At 69.0% G+C, this 16333-nt stretch carries 8 protein-coding genes; 6 read left to right on the top strand and 2 right to left on the bottom strand.

Annotation, left to right across the window (positions count from 1 at the left end):
* Window positions 1-2: 2 nt before the first annotated feature.
* From AC1DYD_RS20155 to AC1DYD_RS20165, 3 genes are all read left to right on the top strand, one after another.
* Window positions 3-2741, top strand: a complete 2739-nt coding sequence (locus AC1DYD_RS20155) for a winged helix-turn-helix domain-containing protein (protein WP_478174528.1) — start codon at window positions 3-5, stop codon at window positions 2739-2741.
* A 158-nt stretch (window positions 2742-2899) separates the two neighbouring features.
* A complete protein-coding gene (locus AC1DYD_RS20160; RefSeq protein ID WP_478174529.1) occupies window positions 2900-3319 on the top strand; it encodes a tripartite tricarboxylate transporter TctB family protein in 420 nt (139 codons plus the stop codon).
* The gene (locus tag AC1DYD_RS20165; RefSeq protein ID WP_478174530.1) at window positions 3319-4824 is read left to right on the top strand and encodes a tripartite tricarboxylate transporter permease; all 1506 of its coding nucleotides are present in this window, start codon (window positions 3319-3321) and stop codon (window positions 4822-4824) included. The genes AC1DYD_RS20160 and AC1DYD_RS20165 overlap by 1 nt, the downstream gene beginning before the upstream one ends.
* A gap of 30 nt (window positions 4825-4854) precedes the next feature.
* Here AC1DYD_RS20165 and AC1DYD_RS20170 read toward each other — a convergent pair whose 3' ends face one another.
* Window positions 4855-5649 carry a DUF899 domain-containing protein gene (locus AC1DYD_RS20170; protein WP_478174531.1) on the bottom strand — a complete coding sequence of 265 codons (795 nt, stop codon included), beginning with the start codon at window positions 5647-5649 and terminating at the stop codon, window positions 4855-4857.
* 332 nt (window positions 5650-5981) lie between these two features.
* Between AC1DYD_RS20170 and glgX the strand changes: the two genes are divergently transcribed.
* From glgX to AC1DYD_RS20185, 3 genes are read left to right on the top strand one after another with little or no spacing between them, the layout of a single operon-like run.
* Window positions 5982-8117, top strand: coding sequence for a glycogen debranching protein GlgX (gene glgX, locus AC1DYD_RS20175; protein WP_478174532.1), 2136 nt, complete (start codon window positions 5982-5984; stop codon window positions 8115-8117).
* On the top strand, window positions 8114-9979 hold the full coding sequence (gene treZ, locus AC1DYD_RS20180) for a malto-oligosyltrehalose trehalohydrolase (RefSeq protein ID WP_478174533.1): 1866 nt from the start codon (window positions 8114-8116) through the stop codon (window positions 9977-9979). Before glgX ends, treZ begins: the two co-directional genes overlap by 4 nt.
* Complete coding sequence (locus tag AC1DYD_RS20185) at window positions 9972-15047, top strand: malto-oligosyltrehalose synthase (protein WP_478174534.1); 5076 nt, start codon at window positions 9972-9974, stop codon at window positions 15045-15047. Before treZ ends, AC1DYD_RS20185 begins: the two co-directional genes overlap by 8 nt.
* Window positions 15048-15199: 152 nt before the next feature.
* On the opposite strand, the gene AC1DYD_RS20190 is transcribed toward AC1DYD_RS20185, so the two are convergent.
* A complete protein-coding gene (locus AC1DYD_RS20190; protein WP_478174535.1) occupies window positions 15200-16297 on the bottom strand; it encodes an ABC transporter substrate-binding protein in 1098 nt (365 codons plus the stop codon).
* Window positions 16298-16333: the final 36 nt, after the last annotated feature.

Here is a 16333-nt window from a genome sequence, read left to right on the forward strand (position 1 = left end):
GCATGGCGCAGCAGCACAGGCAGCAGGCTCGCGGAACCGGCTTGGCCGAGGCATCGGCCGCGGTGCTGGTCGAGGCCAAGCTCGCGCCGCCGCAGCTTTCCCTGAGCCTGCTGGCGCGCTCGCAGCTGTCGGCGCTGCTGCACGCGGGCCTGACCCGGCGCCTGATCAGCGTGATGGCGCCGGCCGGCTACGGCAAGACCACCGCGCTGGCGCAGTTTGTCTCCCAGGTGGAGCCGCAGGGCATCACCACCGCCTGGCTCAGCCTCGACGCCGAGGACAACGACCCGCTTCGCTTCATGCGCTACCTCGCCGCGGCGCTGCACCACGCCGACGCCCGGCTCGGCCGCAACGCGCTGGCCCAGGCCGACGGCGGCAACATGGCCTCGATCGATGCGCTGGTCGCCTCGCTGCTGCACGACCTGCTCGGACACGACCGGCGGCTGCTGCTGGTGCTGGACGACTTCCATCTCGTGCAGCACGAAGGCGTGCACCGCAAGCTCGAATGGCTGGTCGCGCACCTGCCGCCGACCATCGGCCTCGTGATCGCCAGCCGTACGCGGCTGCCGCTGTCGGTGAGCCAGGTGCGGCTGCGCGGCGAGCTGCTCGAGCTCGAGGCTGCGCACTTCGGGCTGGGCCTTGACGAGGTGGCCGATTTCGTCGGCCGCGTGAGCGGTGCACCGCTCGATCGCGCCCAGGTCGAAACCCTGCACGACCTGACCGAAGGCTGGATCGCCGGCCTCCAGCTCGCGTCCCTCGCACTGCGCGAGAGCGGCGACCGCAGCGCCTTCCTCGCCGACTTCTCCGGCACCGACCGCGACATCACCGACTACCTGGGCGAGCAGGTACTCGACAGCCTGCGGCCGGAGCTTCGCACCTTCCTTCTCGGCACGGCCGGACTCGAGCGCTTTTGCGCCGAGCTCTGCGACGAGGTGCTGGAACGGGACGACAGCCGCGCGATGCTGGCGGAAGTGCAGAGCCGCAACCTGTTCCTCTCGGGCCTGGACCGCTCGCGCACCTGGTTCCGCTACCACCACCTGTTCGCCGACTACCTGCGCGGCCGGGCGCGGGAACTGCCGGGCGACACGGTGCGGGCGATCCACTTGCGCGCCAGCGACTGGTTCCACCGGCACCGGCTGCCGCACGAGGCCGTGCGCCACGCGTTCGAAGCCAACGACCTGGAGCGCGCGGCCGATCTCGTCGCCTCGTTCTCGGCCGAGCTGGTTCAGCACCGCGGCGAACATGCGACTCTCCTGGGCTGGCTCACGCGGCTGCCGCAGGCGCTGGTGCATGCGCGGCCGAAGATCCGAACCGGCCACGCCTGGTCGCTGGTGCTCACGCGCCGCTATCCGGAGGCCGACCAGGAGCTGCGCGCCCTCGAAGCCGCCTGCGCCGAAAGCGGCGACGATGCGCTGCGCCGCATCGTCGAGATGATCCGCTGCGTCTACTGGGCCCACACCGGCGAGCTGCTGCTGGCCAAGGCACGCAGCGAGGCCTGGCTCCAGACCTGGCCGCAGGCCGATGCCTTCCTGACCGGCGTGGTGGCGAACGTCCTGGCCAGCGGGTGCTGCGCCACCGAAGCGTTCGAGCAGGGCCTGCGCGCATTGGCCATCGCGCGGCGCGCGCTCGAGGAAAGCCGGGCCGACTACGGCCTGGCCTGGGCCTCCGCACTGGCGATGATGATCGCGATGCGGCGCGGCGACCAGCACGAGGCGATGGCCCAGGCGAAGATTGGCATCGCGACCGTGGAGCGCAGCCTTGGCGTGGCGTCGTACGCCGGCTCGATGCTCACGCTGCTCGCGGCCGAGGTCTGCTACGAGCAGAACGACCTGCCGCAGGCGCAGCGCTTCGTCGACCAGGGCCTGCCCTTCATCGACGAGCACGGCCTGGTCGAGATGACCACGGCCGGCTACCTCACGCGGGCCCGCCTGCTGCGCCTGCGCGGCGACTCTGCGGCGGCCGACGCCTGCCTGCTGGAAGGCGAATCGCTGGGCCATCGGCTCCAGCTGCCGCGCCTGGTGCGGATCCTCGCGGCCGAGCGCTGCACGCTGCGGCTGCAGTCCGGCGCGCCGGACGACGCACTCAAGCTCGCGCAGTCCTATGGTTTCGTGGGCCACGGCGGCGGCAGCCCGGCGGCCGCCGAGCTGATCGAGGAAGACAGCGTGTGCCTGCTGAGCCTGCGGCTGCGCCTGTCGGCGCACAACGCCGGCACCGCCGTGCTCGGTGCCCTCAACGATGCGCTGCGCCGCGCCCAGCGCGACGGCCACCAGGCGCAGCTGGCGCGGCTGCTGGCGCTCAAGGCGCTGCACCAGCACCGCGCGCTCGACCGCGCCCAGGCCTTGCGCACCCTCGACGAAGCCCTGGCGCTGGCCGATCGCTGCGGCCTGCTGCGCAGCCTGCTCGACGGCGACGCATTGCTGCTCGACATGGCGGAGGCGATCCGTGCGGGCCGCGGCGAGCTGCAGCCGACCGGCTACCTGCAACGGCTGCTGCAGGCGGCCGGCCGCAGCACGCCGGCGGCACCGCGCGCGGCCACCGAACGCGGCGACACCGAAGAACTGACCGAGCGCGAACTGAAGATCCTTCGCTTGCTGAAGGCCGGCCTCGGCAACCGCGAGCTGGCCCAGAGCCTGTTCCTGTCGGAGGCGACGGTGAAATGGCACCTGCACAACATCTTCGCCAAGCTGGGCGTGAAGAACCGCACCAGCGCACTGGCGCGGGCGCAGGAAATCTCGCTGCTTTAGCGCCCGCACTGGCGGCACCGCCGTCCACCCTGCTACGTAATTTCCCTCACGGGCGCGTCAGATTCCGCTCAGCGACGGGGACAGAACATGGCGTCCCCGCAGCTCCGGCATGGACAAACGGAACGCCGGGTGCCTGGTCACAACCTCGTCTTCAGCCTATGAATAGAAATCTTGTCAGAGGTGTATTCCTCATCGCGATCGCGCTCGCCTTCGGCCTGCAGTCGCTGCGTTACCCGATCGGCGACTTCAGCCGCGCGGGGCCCGGATTGTTTCCGGCCGTAGTGAGCGCGATGCTGCTCCTGATCGGCGGGATCACCGTGGTCCGATCGTTCTTCGTCGAGCGCGTGCACCTGAACCTGAACTTCAGGAACATCGCCATCATCATGACGAGCCTCTGCGGGCTGGCGCTGATCTCCACCTACCTGAACATGATCGCGGGCATCGTGTTCATGGTGTTCTGCTCGACCTTGGCCGGAAGCTCCTACTCGTGGGTGCGCAACGTCAAGATTTCCGCCGGCCTGGTCGCAATGGCCCTGGTCCTCCAAAAACTCCTCGGCTTGAACCTGCCCCTCTACTGATGGACGTCCTGAACAACCTGGCGTTTGGCTTCTCACACGCCCTGACCCTCCAGAACCTGCTGTTCTGCGCCATCGGCTGCACGGTGGGCACGCTGGTCGGCCTGCTGCCCGGCCTGGGTCCCCTGGCCACGATCAGCCTGCTGCTGCCGCTGACCTATTCCATTCCCACGACCGGCGCGCTCATCATGCTGGCCGGCATCTACTACGGCGCGCAATACGGGGACAGCGTGAGCGCCATCACGATGAAGATCCCGCACGCCAGCAGCATCGTGGCCTGCATCGACGGCTACCAGATGACGCTCAAGGGAAAGACCGGGCTGGCGCTGTTCACCGCAGGCGTCTCCAGCTTCATCGGCGGCACCGTCGCCATCCTGGTGCTGGCGTTCCTGGCGCCGACGCTGGGCGAAGTGGCCTTCCTGTTCGGTCCGGCAGACTACTGCGCCATGATGATGGTCGGCTTCGTGTGCGTGAGCTTCGTCACCACCGGCAGCCTGCTCAACGGGCTGGCCATGTGCATGATCGGGGTGCTGCTGGGCACCATCGGCACCGACGTGAACAGCGGCACGGCGCGCTTCACCATGGACCTGCCCTTCCTGGTCGACGGCGTCGGCATCGTGAGCATTGCACTGGGCTGCTTCGGTATCGCCGAGATCACGAAGAACCTCGACTCCAAAGAGGAGCGCTCGCCCTTCAACGGCAAGATCAACCTGATCCCGACCTGGGCGGAGTTCAAGCGGATCATTCCCAGTGCCCTGCGCGGCAGCGTGATCGGCTCCTTCCTGGGCATCCTGCCCGGCGGCGGGCCCACCATTGCCCAGTTCGCCGCCTATGCCCTCGACAAGAAGGTCAGCAAGTACAAGCATGAGATCGGCAGCGGCTGCATCGAGGGCGTGGCCGGTCAGGCCGCGGCCGACGAAGCGGCCGCCCGCACCAGCTTCATCCCGCTGATGAGCATCGGCATCCCCGAGAACGCGGTGATGGCGCTGATGCTGGCCGCCTTCATCATCAAGGGCATCCAGCCGGGGCCGAACATGATCGCCAGCCACCCCGAGCTCTTCTGGGGCCTGGTGGCCAGCATGTGGGTGGGCAACGTCTTCCTGCTGGTGCTCAACGTGCCGCTGGTGCGCTACTGGCTGTCGGTGTTCAAGATCCCCTACAGCGTGCTGTTCCCGTCGATCCTGTTCTTCTGCTGCATCGGGACCTACAGCGTGAACAACAACCTGGAGGACCTCTACATCACGGCGGCCTTCGGCCTGATGGGCTACATGTTCATGCGACTCGAGCTGGACGCCGCCCCGCTCATGCTGGGCTTCATCCTCGGCCCCATGCTGGAAGAGAATTTCCGCCGTGCGCTGCTCCTGAGCCGCGGAAGCTTCGGTACCTTCTTCACGCGGCCCATCAGCGGCACCCTGATGGCCCTGGTCGGCCTCTTCGTGGCTTGGCAGTTGATGGCGTTCTTTTTCCAAGTGCGCAGGAAGAATGCGCTTCGGCGGCAGGCGGCGTAGCGTCCCGAAGGGTTTCGCTCCTGGACGGGCTCACGGCTTTGTGTTCGGGTGTTCGTTCCGGAACGCCGCTTCTCCGGCGTCCGACACCTCGACCCACTGCTTGTCGGGCACTGCGTCTGCGGCGTAGTTGTCGTGCCAGTTCCACCACTTGTAGGTCGGCGTCCGAGGATAGCCCTCGGGCGAGTCTTCCCAGACCTCCTGCCGGCCCAGCGGCGTGATGTCGAGGTAGTTCCAGGTGTTCCCCATCTGCTCGTCGCCGCGGTTGTTGACGAAGTAGGTGCGGAACACGCGGTCGCCGTCGCGGTAGAACACGTTCGTGCCATGCCACTGGTCCACGCCGAAGTCGGCGTCGAAGCTGTCGGTGAGGGTAAACCACGGAATCTCCCAGTCCATCCGCGCCTTCAGCCGCGCGATGTCCGGCTGAGATGCACGCGAGACAAAGACAAGGGTGGTGTCACGGGCGTTCAGGTGGGCGACGTGGGCGACCTGGTCGGCCACCATGGAGCAGCCCCGGCAGGCGTGGTCGGGCCAGCCGAACACGCCCGGCTCGAAGAAGGCGCGGTAGACGATCAACTGATGCCGACCGTCGAACAGGTCGAGCAGGCTGGCCTTGCCCGCAGGCCCGTCGAATGCATACGCCGTCTCCACGGCCATCCACGGCATTCGCCGGCGCTCGGCGGCCAGGGCGTCGCGGGCGCGGGTCTGGGCCTTTTCCTTCACGAGCAGCTGCTCGCGGGCCGCCTCCCACGCCTGCGGCGACACGACCGCCGGTTTGTGCATGGCAAGCGGTCCGCCTTGCCGTCCGTTCTCGGTTGACATGGTCATGGCTGAAATCTCCTGACAGGGCGAATTCCCGGCCTCGGGCCTGAAGCGTGAATCCATTCGCTGCGCATCGCTCCATGCTGGCCGTGAGACAGTTTGGCACCGGAAATCGAAGGCCGGGAGTAACAAATGTGGCGGCAATCCGATGCAGTCGCCGATTGCAGCCGCGGCAAGGGACCTCGATGTCGAAACGAAAGCTGCGATCAATCCGGCAGCGCGGCGTCGCCGGCGCGGCCAACGGGGCATGATCAACAACCGCGCAACAGCGTGCGAAACGCCAGCCCGCCTGCTACCGTATGGCCTTCGCGCTCCCACCAGGACGATCGACCGCACCCATGACGAAGCGCCTCCACACGCCGCTGTCCGCCGTCTGGCCCGGTAAGCCCTATCCGCTCGGCGCCACCTGGGATGGCCAGGGCGTGAACTTCGCGATCTTCTCGAAGCACGCCGAGCGCGCCGAGCTCTGCATCTTCGACGACAAGGGCCGCCACGAGCGGCAGCGCATTCTGCTGCGCGAGCGTACCAACGATGTCTGGCACTGCTACCTGCCGGAGGCGCGGCCCGGCTTGGCCTATGGCTTGCGCATCCACGGCCGCTACAAGCCCGAGGAAGGCCACCGCTTCAACCCGAACAAGCTGCTGCTCGACCCCTATGCCAAGGATCTGGTGGGCGAGCTGCGCTGGAGCGACGCGTTGTACGGCTACGCGGTCGGCAGCAAACGCCAGGATCTCTCCTTCGACCGCCGCGACAGCGCCGCTTTCATGCCCAAGGGCCGGGTGCTCGAGACCGCCTTCACCTGGGGCGAGGACCGCCGGCCGGAGGTGCCCTGGCAGGACATGGTGATCTACGAGCTGCACGTGCGCGGCTTCACGATGCAGCACCCGCGCATCCCCGAGAACCTGCGCGGCACCTACGCCGCGCTCGGCTGCTCGCCGGTGATCGACTACCTGCAACGCCTGGGCGTGACCACCATCGAGCTGCTGCCGGTGCACGCCTTCCTGAACGACCGCCACCTGGCCGAGCAAGGCCTGCAGAACTACTGGGGCTACAACACGCTGGGCTACTTCGCCCCCGAGGTGCGCTACAGCGCCTCGGGCAAGGTGAAGGAGTTCAAGACCATGGTCAAGACCCTGCATTCCGCCGGCATCGAGGTGATCCTCGACGTGGTCTACAACCACACCTGCGAGGGCAACCACCTCGGCCCGACGCTGTCGATGCGGGGAGTCGACAACGCCTCCTACTACATTGCCAACGCCGAGCGGCCGCGCTACTACGACGACTTCACGGGCTGCGGCAACACGGTCAACCTCGAACACCCACGCGCGCTGCAGCTGGTGATGGACTCGCTGCGCTACTGGGCCGAGGAGATGCATGTCGATGGCTTCCGCTTCGATCTCGCCTCGGCGCTGGCGCGCGAAGCCGGCAAGGTCGAGAACCTGGGCGGCTTCTTCGACGCCATCCGCCAGGACCCGACGCTCAACCAGGTCAAGCTGATCGCCGAGCCCTGGGACCTGGGCCACGGCGGCTACCAGGTCGGCAACTTCCCGCCCGGCTGGGCCGAGTGGAACGACCGCTACCGCGACGGCATTCGCGGCTGGTGGAAAGGCGATGCCGGCGTGGTCGGCGATGTCGCCCACCGGCTGGCGGGCTCGCAGGATCTGTACGGCTGGTCCGGCAAGGGGCCGCACGCGAGCATCAATTTCATCACCGCCCACGATGGCTTCACGCTGCACGACCTGGTCTCCTACAACGACAAGCACAACGAGGCCAACGGCGAGGAGAACCGCGACGGCAGCAGCAACAACCTGTCGTGGAACTGCGGCGCCGAGGGTCCGGCCGACGACCCCGAGATCCACGCCCTGCGCGAGCGCCAGAAGCGCAACTTCCTGGCCACCCTGCTGCTCTCGCAGGGCGTGCCGATGCTGCTGGCGGGCGACGAGCAAGGCCATACGCAGAATGGCAACAACAACGTCTACTGCCAGGACAACGAACTCAGCTGGCTCGACTGGACGCCGCGACCCGAGGCCGAGTCGCTGCGCGACTTCGTGGCCCAGCTGATCCGGGTGCGGCGGCTGCATCCATCGTTGCGTCGGCGCAGCTTCTTCCGCGGCCAACCGGCCGGCGACGGCGAGCCCAAGGACGTGGTGTGGCTGCGGCCCGACGGCCAGGAGATGACGCCGCCCGACTGGGGGGGCGAGCACGTGCGCTGCCTCGGCATGCTGTTCTCGGGCACCGGCATCACCGATGTCGGGCCGCGCGGCGAGCAGCAGCACGACGACGACTTCCTGCTGCTGCTCAACGCCTATCACGAGCCCCTGCCATTCACGATGCCGACCCGCCCCGGCGACCGCTGGACCCGCGTGATCGACACTGCGCGCGAGAGCGCCCTCTCGCTGCTGCTGGCCGAGACCCGCTACCCGCTGCAGGGCCGATCGCTGGCGCTGCTGCGCCGCAGCCTGGCCGCATCATGAAGCGCACGCACGCGATGCCCTTCGGCGCCGCGGTACTGGACCGCGGCGGCGTGCGTTTCAGGCTCTGGGCGCCGTCGATCGACAACGTGGTGCTCGAGTGCGCACACGGCGACGGCTGGCGGGACCACGCGATGCAGCGCAGCGCCGACGGCTGGCACGAGGCGACGCTGCCCGATGCACGCGCGGGCGACCGCTACCGTTACCGCATGCCCGGCGGCCTGCGGGTGCCCGACCCGGCTTCGCGCCGCAACCCGGAGGATGTGCACGGCCCGAGCGAGGTGGTCGACCCGCTGGCCCATGCATGGCGCGACGAGACCTGGACCGGTCGCCCCTGGAACGAAGCGGTGCTCTACGAGCTTCACCTCGGCACCTTCACGCCCGAGGGCAGCCTGGCCGCCGCCCGAGCCCGACTCGCCGAGCTGGCCGAGATCGGCATCACCGCGGTCGAGCTGATGCCGATCGCCGACTTTCCCGGACAGCGCAACTGGGGCTACGACGGCGTGCTGCCCTTCGCGCCGGACGGCAGCTACGGCACGCCGACCGAGCTCAAGCGCTTCGTCGAGACCGCGCACGACCTCGGCCTGATGGTGCTGCTCGACGTCGTCTACAACCACTTCGGACCCGAAGGCAACTACCTGCATGCCTATTGCCCGGAGTTCTTCAACCCTGCGCTCACTACACCCTGGGGGGCCGCCATCAACTTCGACGGCGACCAGGCCCGCACCGTGCGCGACTTCTTCGTCCACAACGCGCTCTACTGGATCGAGGAATACGGTTTCGACGGCCTCCGAATGGACGCGGTGCATGCGATCAGCGACGACTCGATGCCGCCCATCGTCGAGGAGATCTGCACCGCGCTGCAGCAAGGGCCGGGCCGCCACCGGCATGTGCACGTGGTGCTCGAGAACGACCTGAACCAGGCGCACCGGCTCGAACGCGATGCCGACGGCCTGCCGCGGGTCGCCACCGCCCAATGGAACGACGACCTGCACCATGCGGCGCACGTGTTGCTCACGGGGGAGGCCGACGGCTACTACGCCGACTATGCGCAGCGCCCGCTCGCGCAGTTCGGACTCGCCCTGGCGCAGGGCTTCGTCTACAGCGGCCAGCCCTCGGCCTTCCGCGGCGGCGAGCCGCGCGGCGAGCCTTGCGCGCACCTGCCACTGGGGGCCTTCGTCTCCTTCCTCCAGACCCATGACCAGATCGGCAACCGCGCCATGGGCGAGCGCATCGACGCGCTGGCCGACCCGGTGCTGTTGATGGCCGCGCGCACCTGCGTGCTCCTGTCGCCGCACACCCCGATGCTGTTTATGGGCGAGGAATACGGGGCCTCGACGCCCTTCCAGTACTTCTGCGACTTCGGCGCCGAACTGGCCGCGGCAGTCACCGCCGGCCGGCGCGCCGAGTTCCGACGCTTCGCCGCCTTTGCCGACGAGACCGCGCGTTCGGGCATTCCCGATCCGAACGACGAGGCCACCTTCCGGTCGTCGCGGCTCGATGCATGCGAGCGCGCGCAAGCCGCACACGCCGAGGCGCTCGCGCAGACGCGCGAAGTGCTGAGGGTGCGGCGCACCGAGCTGGCGCCGCGCTTCGGCGCCGGTTGCCGCAACCACCAATGGTCTTGCGAGGGCGATGCGCTCCGGATGGTGTGGCAGCTCGACGCCGGTGACGCGAAAGACGCCGCCACGCTGCACCTGCTGCACCTGGTCGCCAATTTCGGCGCGGTGGAGGCCGAGGTGGCCTGGCCGCCCGGGCGCGCGATCCACCTGCTGCGCGTCGGCGAGGCGCATCCGCCCGGCGCCGCGCTGCGGCTGGCGCCGGGCGGCGTCTGCGCCACGCTGGAGGAACGCAAAGATGAATGAGGCCGAGGCGCTGCGCCGTCTCTGCGAGCGTCATGGCGTCGCGACCGGCTACCGCGACGGCTTCGGTCGCTGGCAGGCGGTGGCGCCCGAGGCGCTCGCCGCGCTGCTGCGCGATGCCGGCTACCTGCCGGCCGGCGATCCGTCGGCCGCCGAGACGGCCGCGGAACGCGCGAACTGGCAGCAGACCCTGCCTCCGGTGCAGGTGGTCGCCGCTGGCAGCACGCACTTCACAGTGCTGCTGCAACTGCCGGTCTCGACCACTCGATTCAAGTGGCGGCTGGTCGACGAGACCGGCGCCGTCCATGAGGGCGTGGTCGACAGCGACACCTTGCAGGCCGAGGCACAGAGCGAGATCGATGGCGTGACGCATCGACGCTTCCACCTGCCGATCGTGCTGGCATTGCCGATGGGCTACCACCGCCTGGGCATCGTCGGGCTGCCGGGCGAGACGCTGCTGGTCTGCGCGCCCTCGTGCTGCCACCAGCCGGCGCTGCTGCAGCGCGGCGGGCGGATCTGGGGCTTCACGCTGCAGTTGCATTCGCTGCGCTCGGAACGCAACTGGGGCTTCGGCGATTTCAGCGATCTCGCGAACTTCGTGGTCCGGGCCGCCCGCGAAGGCGCGGATCTGGTCGGGCTGAATCCGCTCCATGCGCTGTTCCCGAACAACCCGGGGCACCAGAGCCCCTACAGCCCCTCGTCGCGGGCCCAGCTCAACGTGCTCTACGTCGATGTCGAGGCGGTGCCGGATTTCCGGGCCTCGGCCGCGGCACAGGGCCGGGTTCGTTCGCCGGCGTTCCAGTCGCGGCTGGCCGGACTTCGCGCCGCGCCGTTGATCGACCATGCCGGCGTCTGCGCGGCCAAGCACGAGTTGCTCGAACTGCTCTACCAACGCTTTCTCGAGCGTGCACCGGGAGATGCAGAGGTCGAGGCTCTGAGCCGCTTTCGAGAGCGCGGCGGCGAGGCCTTGCGTCAGCATTCGCTGTTCGAGGCGCTGCAAGCGCACCTGCATGCGGCGGACCCGGCGGTCTGGGGCTGGCCGGCCTGGCCCGAGGCCTTTCGCGATCCGGGTGGCGCGGCGGTTGCAGCCTTCGCGGCCGCGCACGGCGAGCGCATCGGCTACCACGAGTACCTGCAATGGCAGGCCGAGCGGCAGCTCGAATCCGCAGGCGCGCGCTGCGCCGAACTCGGCATGGCGATCGGGCTCTACCTGGACCTTGCGGTCTCGGTCGACCGCGGCGGCTCCGACGCCTGGCGCCATCGCGAGAGCTTCGCGCTCGACGTGCGCATCGGCGCGCCCCCCGACATCTTCAACACCCAGGGCCAGGACTGGGGCCTTCCACCGCTGCGCCCGGACCGCCTGCGCGAAGGCCGGTACGCGGCCTTCATCGAAGCTTTGCGCGCCAACATGCGCGGCGCGGGTGCGATCCGCATCGACCACGTGATGATGCTGCTGCGCCTGTTCTGGATTCCGGCCGGCGGCACGCCGCGCGACGGCAGCTATGTCGGCTATCCGGTCGACGAGCTGTTCGCGATCCTGGCGCTGGAGAGCCAGCGCCACCGCTGCCTGGTGATCGGCGAGGACCTCGGTACAGTGCCCGATGCGATGCGCGACGCGATGCGCAGGTACGGCGTGCCGTCGTACCGGCTGCTGTACTTCGAGCGCGAGCCCGATGGTGCCTTCCGCGTGCCGGCGGCCTATCCGCGCGAGGCGGTGGTGGCGGTCAGCACCCACGACCTGCCGACGCTCGCGGGCTGGTGGTCGGCCCATGACCTGCGCGTACGTTTCGAGCTCGGCCTTGTTCCCGACGCCGCCGCGTACGCGCAGTTGGTGCAGGAGCGCAAGCAGGACCGTACGCAGCTGCTCGAGACGGTGCGGCAGCAGCAGGCCCTGCCGCCGGAGAGCGTGGCGGCGGCCGAGGCCGGCAGCTTGGACGCCGACGCCGTGGCGGCCTTGCACGCCTTCCTGGCAACCGCACCTTCGAGCGTGATGATGGTCCAGCTCGAAGATGCGCTCGGCGAGATGGAGCAGCCCAACCTCCCCGGCACCACCTTCCAGCATCCCAACTGGCAACGCAAGTACGGCGCCGGACTGCATGAGATCTGGGGCCGCCCACAGATGCAGCGGCTGTGCGCAGCGATGGCGCGCACCCGGCCGCGCGAGCGTCCAGGCGACGCCGAGAACCAGCCGTTCCGAACACGCGTTCCCCGCGCCACCTACCGCTTGCAACTGCACGCCGGCTTCACCTTCGACGATGCCGCGCGCATCGTGCCCTACCTCGATCGGCTGGGCATCAGCCACGTCTACTGCTCACCGATCCATCGGGCCCGGCCCGGCAGCATGCATGGCTACGACGTCGTCGCGCACGACGAGATCAACCCCGAGCTCGGCGGCCTGGCCGCGTTCGAGCGCTTGACGACGACGCTCAAGGCGCACCGCATGGGCCAGCTGATCGACTTGGTGCCGAATCACATGGGTGTGCTCGGCGACGACAACCCATGGTGGTCGGACGTCCTCGAGAACGGCATGGCCTCGCGCTACGCCCGGCATTTCGACATCGACTGGACGCCGCTGACGCCGCGCCTGGCGGGCAAGGTGCTGCTGCCGGTGCTCGGAGATCACTACGGTCGGGTGCTGGAGCGCGGCGAGCTGCAGCTGCAGTGGAATGCCGAAGGCGGCGAATTTCACCTGGGCTATTTCGAGCACCGCTTCCCGCTGGCGCCGGAGAGCGTGGCCGTCATTCTCGACCGTGCATGCACCCGCCTGGGCTCCGGTGACGCGAGCGCTCCGCTCGCCGGCATCGCCACCGCGCTGCGCCATTTGCCCGCCATGCACCGCCGCAGCTCGAAGGCGATCGCCGAACGAGCCCGCGACAAGGCGCTTCTCAAGGCCCGGCTCGCGCTGCTCGCTGGTGCCCGCCCTGCGGTGGCGCAGCAGATCGCCGCGGCGGTCGACGCGCTCAACGGCAGCGGCCAGCGCGACGCCCTGCACCGGCTGCTGGAACTGCAGGCCTACCGCCTCGCCCATTGGCGGGCGGCGGCGGACGAGATCAACTACCGCCGCTTCTTCGACGTCAACGAGCTGGCGGCGCTGCGCACCGAGCGCCGCTCGGTGTTCGAGGCCACGCATGCGATGGCGCTCGACCTGGCCGCGCGCGGCTGGGTCGACGGCCTGCGCATCGACCATCCCGACGGATTGCAGGACCCGGCGCACTATTTCGAGCGGCTCCAGGACGGTTTCGTGGCGCGCGCCGGTCTGCCGCCGCGCGGCACCGATCCCGATGGCCGCCCCGAACGCCCGCTGTACGTCGTCGCGGAGAAGATCGCGGCACCGAACGAGGACGTGCCGGTCTCGTGGGCGGTGCACGGCACCACGGGCTACCGATTCGCCAACCTGGCCAACGCGGTGCTGGTGGACGAACACGCCGCCGGGCGCCTGCTGCGGATCTGGCGCGGTTTCACCGGAGTCGCCAGGCCCTTCGCGGAGATCGTCTACGCGTCGAAGCGCGAGGTGGCGAGCGCCACGCTGGCCTCCGACCTCGAAGTGCTCGCGATCGCTCTGCTGGCGATCGGCAAGGCGCACCGCAGCACCCGCGACCACTCGCTCAACACGCTGCGCGAGGTGCTGGCGACCGTGGCGGCCAGCCTGACGGTCTACCGCACCTACAACGCCGAGGACGTTGCCGATCAGGACCTGCGCTTTGTCGACCAGGCGATCGCCGCGGCGCGAGAGCGCCTCGCGCTGCCCGACCCCTCGGTGTTCGACTTCGTGCGCGAAGCCCTGCTGGGCCGGGCGCCTGGCCACGGCCGCGCGGCCCGGCGCCAGGCGCTTCGCCTGGCCCGCCGCTTCCAGCAGTTCAGCGCGCCGGTGGCCGCCAAGGGCGTCGAGGACACGGCCTTCTATCGCTACTTTCCGCTCAGTTCGGCCAACGAGGTGGGCGGCGAGCCGGACCGGCCCGGCATCTCGGTGGCGGAATTCCACGCGGCCAGCAGCGACCGCCAGCGGCGCTGGCCGCAGACCATGCTGGCCACATCGACCCACGACAACAAGCGCGCCGAAGACGTGCGGCTGCGCATCGACGTGCTGTCCGAACTGCCGGGCCTGTGGCGCCTCGCGCTGCGGCGCTGGGCGCGCTTCAACGCGCCGCTGCGCGGGCCGGTGTCGGCCATGCACGAGTACCTGCTCTACCAGACGCTGCTCGGCACGATGCCGGTGCCGGCGCTCGATGCGGCCGAGCAGGAAGCGTACGCCCAGCGCATCGTGCGCTACATGCGCAAGGCTGCCCGGGAGGGCAAGACCGGCACCAGCTGGACCCGCCCCGACGCCGGCTACGAAGCGGCGCTGGAGCGCTTCGTGCGCGGCGTGCTGAGGCGATGCCAGGGCAACGACTTCCTGGCTGAACTGCGCATCGTGGTGGGCGCGCTGGACCGCTATGGCGCGCTCAACGGCATCAGCCTCACTCTCCTCAAGTACAGCTCGCCCGGCGTGCCGGATCTGTACCAGGGCTGCGAGCTGATCGACCTCAGCCTCGTCGATCCGGACAACCGGCGGCCGGTGGACTACGACGAGCGCGCGCGCATGCTGGAGGCGCTGGAGGCGCTGGAAGCGCTCGGATCGGGCCCGCAACGCGAAGCCGCGTTGCGGGCGCTGGCAGCCGCGCCTTCCGACGGCCGCGCCAAGCTGTGGCTGATCTGGCGTCTGCTGGCGCTGCGCAAGCGCTGGCCCGCGCTGTTCCGGGATGGCAGCTACGAGCCGCTCGAGGTGCAAGGCGAGCGCGCGCAGCACGTCATCGCCTTCATGCGCCGCCATGAGGGCCGGGTGCTGGTGGTGATCGTGGTGCGGCTGTTCGCGCTGCTCGACCGCGCAGGGCACGGGCAACGGCTTGCGCTGGGACCCGCGGCCTGGGGCGACACCCGTGTGTTGCTGCCGTCGGGGCTTGGCCCTGCGCCGATGGAGGACCAGCTGACAGACGAGCGCCACCCGCCATTCGGCGGACAGATCGAGGTCGCTGCGGTCCTGCGCGTCTTTCCCGGCTCTGCGCTCATTCTGGAGACGAGATCGACGGCATAGCTCATGGCGAAATGACCTCCGGAGGACCCGCGACAGGCAATCAAGCGCCGGTGACTATGGCCGCTGCTCGCAAGCTGGAGGCGCGCGCCTCACCCAGGATCGTCCATAGCGATGGCTGACCAATTCAGTCGGCTTGTGTCGCAACACTCGGTCTACAACTTGAACGACTTCGCCATCTCCACCACCGCCTGCTTGTCGAACGCATTGATCTCGTCGATCAGCTCGTTGGTGAACAGGCGGTTCGGATCGCCAAGCTCTTCGGCGAGCTTGCGGTTCTTGCTGCTCTCGGCGGCCATCTCGATGTTGGCCTGCCACTCGGCCAGCGAGGACGCGCCCATGCGCTGGTCCGGGTCGTCGGAGCGGCGCATCCAGCTGTTCTTGCGGTCCTTCATGATGAACGCCAGTTCCTTCCGCGCATCTTCCTCGCTGCGGCCCTTGGGACGACTCTCGGGATACACGGCCCAGTGCAGGTCGATGCCGGCGTCAATGTTGTGGTGCGAAAAGATCGTCGACTTGGCGATGCCGCGAAACAGGGCCACCAGGCTCCTTCGTTCGTCTTTCAGCAGCTTGCGCGGCACGCAGATCCAGCCCGAACCGACCTGATCGAACTTGGGCGTGAGCGGCACATAGCGCAGCTTGGTGCCCACCAGTTCGACGCGCGCTGCGGCGGTGTCGAAGGCCACCATCGCATCGACCCGGTCGTTGTCGATCGCCGCACCGGCCGGTGCGCCGTCGCCGATGGCGATGTACTCGCACTTGTCGTCGCTCAGCCCCAGTTCGGCGAGCATCGTCTTGGTGATCACGATCCCGCTGTCGCCCTGGCTGCGCACGCCGATGCGCTTGCCCGCCAGGTCCGCCGCCGTCTTGATCGGGCTGCCCGGCCTCACCACGATCACATTGGCATTGCGCGGCAGCCACTTGTAGACGCTCACCAGGTCCAGCGTCGGGTCCTTGGCCATCGTCGGCAGAAGGATGCCGGGCACTGCCGGGCCGAAGTCCACGTGGCCGGCGCGCAGGCTTTGCAGCGCCTGCGTCATGCTCGACATGTTGACGTACTCCACGTCCACGCCGCCGGGCTTGTAGAAGTTCAGCTTCGGGGACTGTCCGGCGGTCACGAAGCACTGCTGCGGGTCATTGACCGCGGCGGTGTTCGCCACCTTCATGAGCCGCAGGTTCTGCGCCAGGGCTGGCAGGCCTCCCATGAGTCCCAGGCCGCCCATGCCAAGGCCGAATTCGCGTCGTGTCAACATGGTCCACTCCTTGCCAGCGCTGCGCCGGCCGCGTTG

It is taken from the genome of Variovorax sp. P4_B11 (assembly GCF_056402355.1).